The sequence below is a fragment of the Bartonella sp. HY038 genome, from assembly GCF_014117425.1.
GTDB lineage: Bacteria > Pseudomonadota > Alphaproteobacteria > Rhizobiales > Rhizobiaceae > HY038.
In genome coordinates this window covers 2,589,982-2,603,924 of record NZ_CP059725.1, presented here as the reverse complement: position 1 = coordinate 2,603,924, position 13,943 = coordinate 2,589,982, and the positions used below count along the sequence as shown (strand labels likewise).

Below are 13,943 nucleotides of genomic sequence, written 5' to 3'. Positions count from 1 at the left end.
ATTTTTAACTAATGCGCCTTATCTATCCAGTTGAAATGAGAACAATAATTGCCAGAATTTAAAAATAAAACTTCTGCTTTCAAAGCACTCGATGGTGTAAACTTCTTTTTAGCCGATGTTCGCGATGGGTTAGGTCCTTATCTTTCAATTTATCTTCTAGCTGTAAAAGGGCCTGAGCAAGGATGGAATGAGGCGACAATTGGTCTTGTCATGACGATTGCTGGACTATGCGGGCTTTTAACATTGTCTCCAATTGGCTATATTATTGATAAAGTAAATGCGAAACGTGCTTTACTTATCTTGGCGGCGTTAATTGTAACAGCCGGATGCTTGTTTTTACCTTTTGTGTCGTCGTTTTTTATTATAACCCTTACACAATCAGTAACAACAATGGCAGCAGGTGTTTTTGCGCCTGCAATAGCCGGTATATCGCTTGGCATTGTTGGGCCAAGATATTTTACCCGTAGAATAGGCCGAAATGAAGCTTTTAATCATGCCGGAAATTTCTTTTCTGCGGCATTGGCGGCGATGGGCGCTTATCTTTTTGGACCTGAAGTTGTTTTTTGGCTTATGGCGATTTTAACAATATTCTCGATTATTTCTATTCTACTTATTCCATCCTCTTCAATTGACAAAAAGGCCGTGCAAGGCATCGATGAAAGTGCTGGGCCGCCGCTAGAATTTAAAAAAATACTACTTGTCCCATCCTTATTGATTTTTGCCTTTTTAATGGCGGTGTTTCATTTGGCAAATGCTGCAATGCTACCAACTTTGGGGCAATATTTAAGTAAACTTGTTGGCGCTGAACATGCAACCTCTTTGGTTGCATTATGTACCATGGCCGCACAAATTGTCATGATACCGATTGCATTGCTTGTTGCAGCCAAAGCAGATCTATGGGGAAGAAAAAAATTTATAATTTTGGCTTTTTTCTTTTTAACCCTAAGAGGATTTTTGTATCCATTATGGGACAATGTCTATTGGCTATTTTTTGTGCAATTATTCGATGGGGTTGGGGCTGGCATTTTAGGTGCGCTGCTTCCAGTGGTTATCGCCGATATTATGTGGGGCAAAGGAAATTATAATTCGGCTCAAGGCATCGTTGCTTTTATACAAGGCGTTGGTGCAGCTTTAAGCGCAAGTTTGGCTGGCGGCATTGTTGTAAAATTTGGCTATGCAGAAGCATTTTTAACGCTAGGCTCAATTGCCTTGATGGGGCTCATTATCGCATATTTCTTTATGCCAGAAACAAAAAAAACGAATGAAATACAATAAGATCAAATATTGCTGTCATATTTTAATAGATTTTACCTAAAAACCTAGCTGATAAACTCACTTGCCAATTTCCAAAATGGCAAGTGAGTTCAAAAATAAAGGCGCTTTACCTTGCGATAAAGCGCCTTTTAAGCATTATGCGATGGAAAGAAGATTAAAGGTCAAGAACCAAACGTTCTGGATCTTCGAGGCTTTCTTTAATGCGTACGAGGAATGTCACAGCTTCTGCACCATCAACGATACGGTGATCGTATGAAACAGCCAAATACATCATTGGACGAATGACAACTTGGCCATTAACTGCAATTGGACGTTCTTTAATGGCATGCATACCAAGAATTGCTGATTGTGGTGCATTGATGATTGGCGTTGACATGAGTGAGCCGTAAATACCACCATTGGTGATGGTAAATGTGCCACCGCGCATATCAGCAATACCAAGCTTGCTATCGCGTGCCAAACGGCCAAGACGACCAATTTCTTTTTCAATCTGTGCAATTGACATTTGGTCAGCATCGCGTACCACTGGCACAACAAGACCCTTATCAGTACCTACTGCAATACCAACATGGGCATAGTTTTTGTAAATGATATCTGTGCCATCAATTTCAGCATTGATTGCTGGAACTTCCTTAAGGGCGTGGCAAACAGCCTTGGTGAAGAAGCCCATGAAGCCAAGCTTAACGCCATGCTTTTTCTCAAATACATCGCGGTAACGCTTACGCAATTCCATAACAGCGCTCATATCCACTTCGTTGAAAGTGGTAAGCATTGCCGCAGTATTTTGCACTTCTTTCAAACGCTTAGCAATTGTTTGGCGCAATTTGGTCATGCGTACACGTTCTTCACGTGCTTCATCATCTGGTGCAGATGCTGCGCGTGGTGCGGCAACAACTGGCGCGCTAGCAGCAGCGCTAGGCTTAGATAATGCATCAAGAACATCACCCTTAAGCACTTGACCGCGTTTGCCTGAACCATCAACTTGGCTTGCTGATAAGTTGTTTTCAGCCATAAGCTTAGCAGCTGATGGTGCAGGTGGTGTAGCTGATGAAGATGCAGGAGCTGTAGCTGGAGCGGCAGGTGCTGTAACTGCGGGTGCAGCAGCTTCAGCCTTTGGTGCGGCAGGTGCAGCGCCGGCAGCGCCTTCAACCAAGGTACCAAGCAAAGCGCCAACTTCAACAGTGTCGCCTTCCTTTACCAAAATATCACCAAGCTTGCCACTTGCAGGGGCAGGCACGTCAACTGTTACCTTATCAGTTTCAAGCTCAACAAGCGGCTCATCAGCGTTAACTGATTCACCAGGTTGCTTATACCATTTGCCGATTGTTGCTTCGGTAACAGATTCACCCAATGTGGGAACACGAATTTCAGTTGCCATAATTACATTCCATTAGACTTAAGTTTCGGGAAGTCTATCTTGGCAAAAGCTAAGATAGACTTGAAATTAATATTTAAACAAGCGCATCCTCTAGGAAGGCTGCAAGTTGTTCAAGGTGTTTCGACATTAAGCCCGTTGCTGGTGAAGCAGAGGCAGAACGGCCAGCATAACGTGCACGTGGATATTTCGCATCAATATGGGCAAGTACCCACTCAATATAAGGCTCAACAAACGACCAAGCACCCATATTTTTAGGTTCTTCTTGACACCAAACAATCTCAGCATTGCGGAAGCGTGATAAGACATTTACCAAGGCTTTTGCAGGGAATGGATAAATCTGTTCCACACGAAGCAGGTAAACATCATTAATACCGCGCTTTTCGCGTTCTTCATAAAGGTCGTAATAAACCTTACCCGAACAAATTACAACGCGGCGGATATTGGCATCCTTTTGCAATTCAATTGGTTGGTCTTTCAAATATTGCGCATCATCAAGCAATAGGCGGTGGAAGCTAGTATCTGGACCTAGTTCGCTTAGGCTTGAAACAGCACGCTTATGGCGCAATAATGACTTAGGCGTCATAAGAACCAATGGCTTGCGGAAATCGCGCTTCATTTGACGACGCAAAATGTGGAAGTAATTGGCAGGTGTTGTACAATTGGCAACCTGCATATTATCTTCAGCACAAAGCTGCAAATAACGCTCAAGACGGGCAGATGAATGCTCAGGACCTTGACCTTCATAGCCATGAGGAAGCAAGCAAACAAGACCAGACATTCTTAACCATTTACTCTCACCAGAAGAAATAAATTGGTCAAAGACAACCTGCGCACCATTGGCAAAATCGCCAAATTGGCCTTCCCAAAGCGTTAAGCCACGTGGTTCAGCAAGGGAATAACCATATTCAAAGCCCAAAACTGCTTCTTCCGATAACATGGAGTTAATCGGCTCATAAATAGCTTGGCCTTTTTGCAAATGGTTAAGCGGAATGTAGCGATTTTCAGTGTCTTGGTCATATAGAACCGAATGGCGCTGGGAGAATGTGCCACGTTCAACATCTTCACCAGAAAGACGAATTGGATTGCCTTCAGTTACTAAAGTACCAAATGCCAAGGCTTCTGCCGTTGCCCAATCAATACCTTCACCTGTTTCAATCATCTTGGTGCGATTGTCAAGGAAGCGTTGAATGGTGCGGTGAACCTGAAAACCTTCTGGAATTTCGACAAGCTTGCTGCCGATTTCTTTCAAGGTTTTAACTGCAACGCCGGTTGCACCGCGACGTTGTTCATCAGCATTATCAGCAGCGCGTAGTCCTGTCCAAGCGCCATCAAGCCAATCAGCTTTATTAGGCTTATAGGCGGAGCCTGCTTCAAATTCGATTTCAAGCTTATCGCGCCATTTTTGGCGTTGTGCTTCAAATTCTTCCGCTGTCAACAAACCTTCGCTAATTAAGCGGTCGGCATAAAGCTGAGTTGTGGTTTTATGACCACGAATGGCCTTATACATTAATGGCTGTGTGAATGATGGTTCATCACCTTCATTATGGCCATAACGACGATAGCAGAATAAATCTAAGACGACAGGCTTATGGAAAATTTGTCTAAATTCAGTAACCACTTTAGCCGCAAAAACTACAGCTTCTGGATCATCGCCATTAACGTGTAGAATTGGCGCCTCAATCATCTTTGCAACATCTGATGGATATGGCGAAGAACGTGAGTAACGAGGATTGGTGGTGAAGCCAATCTGGTTATTAATGATAACGTGGATAGAACCAGCGACACGATAACCTTTCAAACCTGAAAGGCCAAATGTTTCTTGGATAACACCTTGACCCGCAAATGCCGCATCACCATGAATGAGAAGAGGCATAACTTTTGCCCTCTCACTTAATGGAATAAGATCGGTACGGGTTGGACCTACCAATTGATCTTGCTTGGCGCGGGTTTTACCAATAACGACAGGATCAACAATTTCCAAATGGGAAGGGTTAGGTAAAAGTGACAAATGCACTTTATTGCCATCAAATTCACGGTCAGATGAGGTACCAAGGTGATATTTCACATCGCCTGAGCCTGCAACATCATCTGGCTTATAAGAACCGCCCTTGAATTCGTGGAAAATAGCACGATGTGGCTTTGACAAAGTTTGGGTCAAAACATTCAAACGACCACGATGTGCCATACCAAAGGTGATTTCTTGAACACCCATAGCGCCGCCGCGCTTAATAATTTGTTCAAGAGCTGGAATAAGAGCTTCACCGCCATCAAGACCGAAACGCTTAGTACCTTTATATTTCACATCAAGAAACTGCTCAAAGCCTTCAGCTTCGATAAGCTTGTTTAAGATTGCTTTTTTACCTTCAGGCGTAAAAGCGATTTCCTTATGAGGGCCTTCAAGGCGTTCTTGAATCCATGCTTTTTGAGCAGGATCTGAAATATGCATGAATTCCACACCAATGGTCGAGCAATAGGTGCGATTCAAAATTTCCAACATTTGTGGAATGGTTGCATATTCAAGACCAAGAACATTATCGATAAAGATCTTGCGGTTATAGTCATCCTTGGTGAAACCATAGGTTTCAGGTGCTAATTCATTGTAATCTTCAACCGGTTCAGCAAGCTGTAAAGGATCTAGCTTGGCATGAAGGTGGCCACGCATACGATAAGCGCGGATCATCATGATAGCACGCACGCTATCACGAGCGGCATTGACTAATTGTTCTTGCGTTAAAGCTGCAACGGCTTCGCCTTTTTCATTTTTGGCGCTACCAGCGGCAGATTTACTCTTGAGCTTATCGCTCATATGTTGCTCAACACTGGCCCAATTACCGTCAAGTGCTGAAACAAGCTCGCCTGTCGCTTTAAGCGGCCAGTTCGTCCGCTGCCATGAAGCGCCTGCTGCATTTTTCTCGACATCATTTTTATCATCATGAAGAGTGCTAAAAAATTCTTGCCATTGAGGATCAACTGAACCTGGGTCTTTTTCATATTGTGCATAAAGCTGATCGATGTAATCAGCATTACCACCATCTAGAAAAGAGGTAAGGGCCAAAAGATCATTTGCCTGTTCTTGCCTTGCCATTTACTTTACGGAAAAAGCTTCCGTCTCCTTTAAAGGGCTGGTTATAATTGTCATTATAGACCAGAGCTTATAAAACTTAATCAGTTCAATACTATTTTTCGTAATTTGCCTTGATATTTATATAGGCTCTAAAAAAACAAAAAATAGTCGGTGAACCCGTTTTCTCTTTATTATATTTTGGGTAGCGTTGATGAGTTTATATGAATCATGGCTTTTGCCATCAAACACTTTCATCACTATTTTGCCGCCCAATCCATTCCTTACTATGTCCACCTTTTCCAAACCGCCTTTTATACCATGATGGATTTAAAGCGTTAGGAGTTCTCCCGAACATAACATGCGTAAAACTTGTTTTAACGCATTAAAAGTATTCAATTCTTTTCGTTTTTCATTTGCAGGCAAAATTATTATAACTGCGCTGCAACTGCATTTTAAAATAGTTCAGCTAACTTCATTACACAGATAAGCCTTATTTATGTTATTTGCCTTTATGTTTATATAAATGCTATTTTACATAAAATTGGGTTTTATAGTTGCATTGCCCATAATGACTTAGTTTTACCAGTAATAATTTAGCTTTTATGGAGTGGCTAAACGCCACCCCAAATTGTGACACTTAAATACCTTGAAAACTATCTAGGCATTTAAGAAAGATTAGCCCTTAAGCAAATCTGCCAAAGTTTTACCAATGCGTGCTGGTGAATCTGTGATTTTAATACCTGCAGATTCCATAGCCGCAATCTTGTCTTCAGCGCCGCCTTTACCGCCAGAAATAACCGCACCGGCATGACCCATGGTGCGTCCTGGAGGTGCTGTGCGTCCTGCAATAAAGCCAACCATAGGCTTTTTACGGCCTTTTTTAGCTTCATCTTTAAGGAATTGTGCTGCATCTTCTTCAGCGCTACCGCCAATTTCACCAATCATCACGATCGACTTGGTTTCATCATCAGCTAGGAACATTTCAAGCATGTCAATGAATTCAGTGCCCTTAACTGGATCACCACCAATGCCAACAGCAGTTGTTTGGCCAAGGCCTTCTTGCGAAGTTTGGAAAACAGCTTCATAGGTAAGGGTACCAGAGCGCGAAACAACGCCTACAGAACCTTTTTGGAAGATTGAACCGGGCATAATGCCGATCTTGCACTGATCAGGAGTTAGAACGCCTGGGCAGTTAGGTCCAAGAAGACGTGATTTTGACTTATCAAGGCGGGCTTTAACCCGTACCATGTCAAGCACAGGAATGCCTTCAGTAATACAGACGATTAAACCAATTTCAGCTTCAATCGCTTCGATAATTGCATCAGCAGCACCTGCTGGTGGTACATAGATTACTGATGCATCAGCACCAGTTTTTTCTTTACCTTCAGCAACACTGGTGAAGATTGGCAATTCTTGACCGCTCGTTGCAGTCCAAACTTCGCCACCCTTTTTAGGGTGAATACCGCCAACCATTTGCGTGCCATGATAGGCAAGAGCCTGTTCGGTGTGGAATGTACCAGTTTTACCGGTTAGACCTTGAACGAGAACTTTGGTGTCTCTTGTAACAAGAATGGACATAGCTTAGGCTCCCTTCACCGCAGCAACAATTTTTTGCGCTGCGTCATCAAGATCATCGGCAGAAATAACGTTCAAGCCGCTTTCATTGATAATTTTCTTGCCGGCTTCAACATTGGTGCCTTCAAGGCGCACAACGAGCGGCACTTGCAAGCCAACTTCTTTCACTGCAGCGCAAACGCCTTCTGCAATAATATCGCAGCGCATGATACCGCCGAAAATATTAACCAGAATGCCTTTTACATTTGGATCCGTTGTAATGATCTTAAAGGCTGCTGTTACTTTTTCTTTTGAAGCGCCGCCGCCAACATCTAGGAAGTTTGCAGGCTCTGCACCGTAAAGCTTGATAATATCCATGGTCGCCATAGCAAGCCCGGCACCATTGACCATACAGCCAATATTACCTTCAAGAGCAACATAGGCAAGGTCATATTTCGATGCTTCAATTTCCTTTGGATCTTCTTCAGTTGTATCACGCAAAGCGAGGATATCAGCATGACGGAACAAAGCATTATTATCAAATGAAACCTTGGCATCAAGCACACGTACATGACCATCTGTCATAACGATAAGTGGGTTGATTTCCAAAAGGCTCATGTCTTTTTCAGTGAAGGCTTTATAAAGAATTGGGAAAAGCTTCAGCCCATCTTCACGTGCATCACCTTCAAGCTTCAATGCATCAGCAAGTTTGTTAGCATCGTCTGCAGTTACACCTGTATCTGGATTAATTGCAACGGTAACGATTTTTTCAGGTGTTTCTTCAGCAACAGCTTCAATATCCATGCCACCTTCGGTCGAAACAACAAAGGCCACTTGACCAACAGTGCGGTCAACCAAAATGGAAAGATAAAGTTCGCGTGAAATGTCAGCGCCGTCTTCGATGTAAAGACGGTTTACTTGCTTACCAGCAGGACCTGTCTGCTTGGTAACAAGAGTATTGCCGAGCATTTCCTTGACATTAGCAACAACTTCTTCAATGGAATGAGCAAGGCGTACACCACCTTTTGCATCAGGCCCTAATTCCTTGAATTTACCTTTACCGCGGCCACCAGCATGGATCTGGCTTTTTACAACGTAAAGCGGCCCAGGCAATTTTTTTGCCCATTCTTCAGCTTGTTCAGCAGAATAAATGGCAACACCATTAGCAATAGGCGCACCATATTCATGAAGAAGCCTTTTGGCCTGATATTCATGGATATCCATATCTAATCCTTCTTTGGTTGAAAGCGTGTAGACCCGGGCTAATAAAAGCCCGGATCAATTTCTTATTTTAAGCTAGGTGCAATAGTTGCACAGGCTTCGCAAAGCCCCTTAACCGCGTTGACAGACTTGTCAAATGCTTGCTTGTCTTCGCTGTTAAGCTCAATTTCAATGACGCGCTCAACGCCGCCAGCACCAAGAACTACTGGTACGCCAACATAAACATCATCAAGACCATATTGGCCTGAAAGATGAGCGGCAACTGGAAGAACGCGTTTTTTATCTTTAAGATATGATTCAGCCATAGCGATTGCTGATGCAGCTGGTGCATAAAAGGCCGAGCCTGTTTTTAAAAGTGCAACGATTTCGGCGCCGCCATCACGGGTGCGTTGAATGATTTGATCAAGCTTTTCCTGAGTTGTCCAACCCATTTTAACAAGATCAGGCAAAGGAATACCGGCAACAGTTGAGTAGCGTGCAAGTGGCACCATGGAGTCGCCATGACCACCAAGAACGAATGCTGTTACATCTTCAACCGATACGTTGAATTCTTCAGCCAAGAAATAACGGAAGCGCGAAGAATCAAGAACACCAGCCATACCGACAACTTTATTGGCTGGAAGACCAGAAAATTTTTGTAATGCCCAAACCATCGCATCAAGTGGATTGGTGATGCAGATAACAAATGCGTTTGGCGCATATTGCTTAATGCCGGCGCCAACTTGTTCCATCACTTTAAGATTGATGCCAAGAAGATCGTCGCGGCTCATGCCTGGCTTACGAGGTACACCGGCGGTTACGATAACAACATCGGCGCCTTCAATAGCAGCATAATCATTTGCGCCTTTGAAATGTGCGTCAAAACCGTCAACCGGTGAGGATTCTGCGATATCAAGCCCTTTTCCCTGCGGAACACCTTCTGCAATATCAAAAAGAACAACGTCGCCGAGTTCCTTAAGGCCGATCATATGGGCAAGTGTGCCACCGATCATGCCTGATCCGATTAATGCGATTTTATTGCGTGCCATTTTGGTCTCTTCCTCAAACTTTGTATGAGCAAATGCTCAATGCTGTTAACCAAAGGTTTCCTCAAATCCCGAATACTGCCAAATTGTTAAACTTAAAAGCCTATAGACTCGACATTTATTCACTTGTCAGTTTTCACGAATGATGAACCTAGAATTATGGTATCATCATGAAGTTTTCATGATATATCCAAATTCATCTTTAATGCTTAATATGACTAAGGCATAATCGCACCTAATTTTTTAAAATTAGTCATAGTAAAAGCATAAAAATATCCGCGAAAAAGACTAACATAAAATTCTATAGGTTATATTTTAGAAAAAAACAACAATTTATTATGATTGTAATAAAAACAAAGGCTTAAAGGTGTAGCAGTTTACGTTAACGTAAGTATTTTGCTTAAAATAGTGACATTATTATCCATATATTTTTTTTATTGATTCAGGTGTTTTTGGTTTATAATCACTTTTATGTGTTTATTAATTTTCAAACCATTTGGTTTAATGTGATAAATGTTTTTTTCACTATTTTTATCAGAAGTATTCTTTATCAAAAACGGCTTTGAAAAAAGATAATTATCTAAAATTACATTATATGAGGTGCTAATTTTAATTGAATTTCTATATATATAATCTAAAAGGGTTATATGTGTATCTTATCTTTTTTAGCAGCCAAGAAGCATGTTATAAGGTTGACTAGTAAAGATAACTCGGTTGTGGTAAAATGGCTCGAATATTTATCCGCAAATTGGGATAAAATATTACCCTTATTTATAATATAAATTGATAATACTGAAAGTGTTTAGGAGACTATCATGACAGAGGCTGCTCGTACAACTATTGATGAAACAGAAGTTGAGCGTTTTTCGCGTATTGCGGCCGAGTGGTGGAACCCTGAAGGTAAATTTCGCCCTTTGCATAAATTTAATCCTACACGTCTTGCTTATATTAAAGAAAAAATCTGTTTGGCTTTCGATCGTGATCCTTTGGCGGCTCTACCGCTAGAGGGGTTGCGTATTTTGGATATTGGTTGTGGTGGAGGGCTATTATGCGAGCCATTGGCCCGTCTTGGTGCTTATGTTGTGGGAGCAGATGCTTCTGCAACCAATATTGAAGTTGCAAAAATTCATGCGGAGCAAAGTGGTGTTACCATTGATTATCGCGCAACGACAGCTGAAGATCTAGCTGCTGCAGGCGAAAAATTCGACTGTGTCCTTAATATGGAAGTTGTTGAGCATGTTGCCGATGTACATCTTTTCATGGAGGCATGTTCAGCTATGGTGAAGCCGCAAGGGTTGATGTTTGTTGCAACAATTAATCGTACTTTGAAAGCTTGGGCTTTGGTAATTATTGGTGCTGAATATGTCTTGCGTTGGTTGCCAAAGGGCACCCATAGCTATGACAAATTTTTGCGTCCTGAAGAGTTGAAGAAAGAGCTTGGCTCCAATGGTCTATCAGTTATCGACGAATTGGGTATTACATTTAACCCGATAAAAGATAGCTGGAATCGCTCACGCGATATGGATGCAAATTATATGCTATTGGCGCGACGCTTAAAGTAATTTAGCTATCAAAGCCTTTTTGATAGGGTGGATAGCTATAAGCATATTGGTTGAAACTTTTGTTTAAGAGTCGTGTGAAGGGGTCGTCTTTGCCAAATATCGAGCAAGTTATACGTCATACGTTAGAAAAAATTGACACATCTAATGATAATTTGCGTGAGCAGGTTTATCGTGCAGTTTGGGAAAACCATGAAAGGTCAATTATCGGCGATCCTCATTTAAGCGATGAAGATCGTAATGCCTTACGTAATATGCTTACCACGCTTATCCAAGAAATTGAGAGTGAATATAGTCAAATTGATGATGTGCCTACAACATCGCCAAATGACGCAATTGAAGCAGCTTTTGATGACGGAGCTTTTGAAGATAGGCGGCCGCAAGTTGGTAATAGCATTGATGATGCCGATCGCATGGTCGAAGATATTGAAAACGGCATTTTGCAAGAAATAGATGAAAAGGCCAGTCAAAATAAGACTAGTGGTATTGGTCCAGAGGAATTGGGCTTTGCACCACCAGGGGGGCAAGCATCAAGGCTACAAAAGCGCCATAGTTGGTGGCGTTCCAACCTTATTTTAATGGTTTTATTGCTGTTGTTGGTTTTAGTGGCTTGGGCGTTTTATAATAGTCTTACTGCCATTAATCGCCCTGATGATGCAACCCCACAAACATCCAATCCACCGGCAACCATTACCGATCAAGCACAGGTTTCCCAAGATGGTGGTTGGATAACGGTTTTTGATCCATCACGAATTAACGATTTTTCAGTGCAAGGAAGTGCTGAGGCGCAAATAAAAGGTGAAGGTAATAATCGTGCCTTGCGTTTTAAATCCAATAGTCTTGATGATAAAGTTGTCATCGACGTTGGTGAGGGCGTTATTGAGCAATTGCGTGGTAAAACAGTTTATTTTAATGTGATTGCAAGTAGCGTCAATGATGCAACGGCACAAATTGCTATTACCTGTGATTTTGGCTTGGATAATAGTTGTGGCAAGCGTAATTTTGATTTGCCCCAAACACGAGAAGATCTGCTTTTTTCGGTTGAAATTCCGCAGAACATTAATAATAATGGCCAACTCTTTTTACAAAGCGCTTTATTGGGCCCTGAATATGAAATTGATATTTTTGCCGTCCGAGTTCGTATTGAAGATTAGGCTGACATGATGACAAGCTTAAAACTAAACAGATTTTGGTTTTGATAAAATTTTGTCAGCAAAATGAAGGGAAGTAAGAATGACGCAAACCAGTGCAGTTAACGAAGTATTGATTGAAACCGTGGTGCGACATTTTTATGATAGAGTGCGAGCCGATGCATTGCTAGGCCCAATTTTTGAAGAAAAGATAAAAAATTGGGAGCCGCATCTACAGCAAATGTTTGCCTTTTGGTCGGCGGTGATGCTGCATAGTGGCCGTTATGAAGGGCGACCAATGCCTAAACATGTCGTGCTTGATATTGATGCGCAGCATTTTGACCATTGGCTTGATATCTTTAGGCAAACGGTAGATGATTTGTGTCTACCTCATGATGCAGAAATCTTTAAGCAAAAGGCAGCCCATATCGCTAAAAGTTTAGAAATGGGTGTTGCGCATTTTAATGGTGCTTCAACCATGAATGGCGAGCGCTATTACCGAAATAAGGATTGAAATAATTTTTTGATTTATGATTTAGCGTGAGAAGCTATGAATCTAAAGAAACAAGCACAATGAACAGCAAAGATATATAATTTAAAATATAAAGGGGAGGAAAGTATAAAGTGGGTGGTATACCCATTTGAGCTTTACATTGCTGTGGATTACAACTGTTTTGTGTCCTTTCAGGATATGTTAATTTTTGTGATAGCTTTGACGAGGAGCCTTGAAAATATTTATATTTCTCAGCGGCTCTTCTCGCATTTAATCTTTGGGTTCTCATAAAATTTTTCTCATGCCATTTCGTTTAAATTAATAGGTCCTGACTCTAAGGTCCATTATCCTTTGCCATTATTTAAAGTGATTAACTATTTATTGTTTAATAAGAGGTTGCTATGCATAAGCCAAAAATTACAGCCCATCGCGGAGGTGCAGCACTTGCACCAGAAAATAGCCTTTCGGCTTTTATGAATGCCATCGTGCTTGGTGCTGATGAAGTAGAATGTGACGTGCATTTGCTAAAAAGCGGTGAAGTCGTGGTTTTTCATGATTTTCATCTTGAGCAACTGGCAGGCAGAAGCGATGATATATCCGAGCTTAATAATGACGAGCGCAAAGCTTTGCGCATAAGCGGCGGTCATGAAGCGCCACCTTTGCTTGAAGACGTGCTTGAGGCTTTGGCACCAAGCAATCTTGGTTTACATATTGAGATAAAGACTCGCGGCAATAAGGCTGAAGAACTAGTTTTAGCGCAAAAATCATTGGCTTTGATTGAAGCGCATAAAATGGGCAATCGCACATCAGCAATTAGTTTTGATGGTGATTGTTTAAAACCATTTATTGACGCAGGTGTTCCATCTGGCCCTTGTGTTGAGCGCATGCCAGAAGATTTTGCTGCTTATTTTGCCGCTTGTCGCAATAAGGGCTATCGTGATTTAAGCTTTAACGGCAGTGCAACTTCGGTTGAATTTGCCAAGGCGGCAATTGAAGAAGGTTTTCAACTGGGTGTGTGGACAATCAATGGTCCTGCAAGGCTTGCACATTGGCTCAAGCAACCAGTTAAATATATTACTACCGATCAGCCAGACCTTGCTTTAAAAATGCGTAAGGAAATTTGTAAGGCTTCATAGTTATAGTTGTTATTTAGCCCCACTATCTTGTGGGGCTATTATTGCACGTATCTTGCGTTAAAATTAAGCCGTAAATTTGTTAAATAAATAGAATTAAAGAAGAAAAAT

The 13,943-nt window shown here is 41.8% G+C and carries 10 protein-coding genes; 5 read left to right on the top strand and 5 right to left on the bottom strand.

Annotated features, from left to right (window positions below; all coding sequences use genetic code 11):
• Positions 1-48: 48 nt before the first annotated feature.
• On the top strand, positions 49-1,275 hold the full coding sequence (locus H3299_RS11205) for an MFS transporter (RefSeq protein ID WP_182417747.1): 1,227 nt from the start codon (positions 49-51) through the stop codon (positions 1,273-1,275).
• 154 nt (positions 1,276-1,429) lie between these two features.
• Here the strand turns inward: H3299_RS11205 and odhB are convergent, their stop codons facing one another.
• The 5 genes from odhB to mdh form a co-directional block, all read right to left on the bottom strand.
• Positions 1,430-2,653, bottom strand: a complete 1,224-nt coding sequence (odhB, locus tag H3299_RS11200; RefSeq protein WP_182417746.1) for a 2-oxoglutarate dehydrogenase complex dihydrolipoyllysine-residue succinyltransferase — start codon at positions 2,651-2,653, stop codon at positions 1,430-1,432.
• A gap of 73 nt (positions 2,654-2,726) precedes the next feature.
• A complete protein-coding gene (locus H3299_RS11195; protein WP_182417745.1) occupies positions 2,727-5,738 on the bottom strand; it encodes a 2-oxoglutarate dehydrogenase E1 component in 3,012 nt (1,003 codons plus the stop codon).
• 654 nt (positions 5,739-6,392) lie between these two features.
• A complete protein-coding gene (gene sucD, locus H3299_RS11190) occupies positions 6,393-7,295 on the bottom strand; it encodes a succinate--CoA ligase subunit alpha (RefSeq protein ID WP_182417744.1) in 903 nt (300 codons plus the stop codon).
• Positions 7,296-7,298: 3 nt separating this feature from the next.
• A complete protein-coding gene (gene sucC / locus H3299_RS11185) occupies positions 7,299-8,495 on the bottom strand; it encodes an ADP-forming succinate--CoA ligase subunit beta (protein ID WP_182417743.1) in 1,197 nt (398 codons plus the stop codon).
• Between the two features lie 62 nt (positions 8,496-8,557).
• Positions 8,558-9,520, bottom strand: a complete 963-nt coding sequence (mdh, locus tag H3299_RS11180; RefSeq protein ID WP_182417742.1) for a malate dehydrogenase — start codon at positions 9,518-9,520, stop codon at positions 8,558-8,560.
• Positions 9,521-10,332: 812 nt separating this feature from the next.
• On the opposite strand from mdh, the gene ubiG reads away from it, so the two are divergent.
• The 4 genes from ubiG (at position 10,333) to H3299_RS11160 (ending at position 13,835) form a co-directional block, all read left to right on the top strand.
• A complete protein-coding gene (gene ubiG, locus H3299_RS11175) occupies positions 10,333-11,079 on the top strand; it encodes a bifunctional 2-polyprenyl-6-hydroxyphenol methylase/3-demethylubiquinol 3-O-methyltransferase UbiG (RefSeq protein ID WP_182417741.1) in 747 nt (248 codons plus the stop codon).
• Positions 11,080-11,168: 89 nt separating this feature from the next.
• Positions 11,169-12,230 carry a hypothetical protein gene (locus H3299_RS11170; protein WP_182417740.1) on the top strand — a complete coding sequence of 354 codons (1,062 nt, stop codon included), beginning with the start codon at positions 11,169-11,171 and terminating at the stop codon, positions 12,228-12,230.
• A gap of 79 nt (positions 12,231-12,309) precedes the next feature.
• Positions 12,310-12,720 carry a group III truncated hemoglobin gene (locus H3299_RS11165; protein ID WP_182417739.1) on the top strand — a complete coding sequence of 137 codons (411 nt, stop codon included), beginning with the start codon at positions 12,310-12,312 and terminating at the stop codon, positions 12,718-12,720.
• Between the two features lie 380 nt (positions 12,721-13,100).
• Positions 13,101-13,835 (top strand): glycerophosphodiester phosphodiesterase family protein, encoded by a 735-nt coding sequence (locus H3299_RS11160; RefSeq protein WP_182417738.1) that lies wholly within the window; start codon positions 13,101-13,103, stop codon positions 13,833-13,835.
• The last annotated feature ends 108 nt before the right edge of the window (positions 13,836-13,943 follow it).